General features: G+C 75.6%; 1 pseudogene. It reads right to left on the bottom strand.

The features are described 5' to 3' along the window. A pseudogene (locus tag ROR02_RS16500) lies at positions 1–488 on the bottom strand (hypothetical protein); the annotation flags it as partial. Positions 489–586 lie beyond the last annotated feature (98 nt).

Genomic DNA, 586 nt, shown 5'->3' on the forward strand with positions numbered 1-586 from the left:
GGGGGCGGGGGCGGCATCGCCACGGACACGGGTTCCGGCGCGCCAACCTCGGCCCGGTTTCCCTCGCGCGCGGGCGGAGTGGGGGGAACCGGGGGGACGGGGGGGCGGACGCTGGCGGCGGCGGGCGCGACCGGAGTCGGTCGCCGCGCGGTCGGAGACGCGGGGCGCGCGCCGGGTGGCAGGGGAATGGTCAGAACCGTCGCGGGGGCATGCGGCGTCGGCTTGGTGGGCAAGAAGCTGCGCGACACGGGCGCCTGAGTCGCCGGGCGGCCCAAGGCATCCAGGGCGGCGGGATTGACCGTGACTCCCGGAGGGAGCGAAGCTCCCGGCAGGCCCGGGGGAAGCGAAGCTCCCGGCAGGCTCGCGTCGGCCGGGGTGTCCGATCCGGCATAGGTAAACGCCCGCGCCGGCGCGGCTGGCCCGCCCACGGCGATCACCAACGCTGCCCCGGCACTCCAGGACAGCAGACGGAGGATCAAGGAACTCACGAATCGCCTCCCCAAGGCGTGGGACCGGCGCTTTCAGGGCGCGCGCCCAGTCTATAACAGGCCAAGGGCGGGCGGCAACCCGACGCCACGTCTCCCCC

Origin of the sequence: Pararhodospirillum oryzae (genome assembly GCF_007992075.1) — a bacterium.
Taxonomy (GTDB): domain Bacteria; phylum Pseudomonadota; class Alphaproteobacteria; order Rhodospirillales; family Rhodospirillaceae; genus Pararhodospirillum; species Pararhodospirillum oryzae.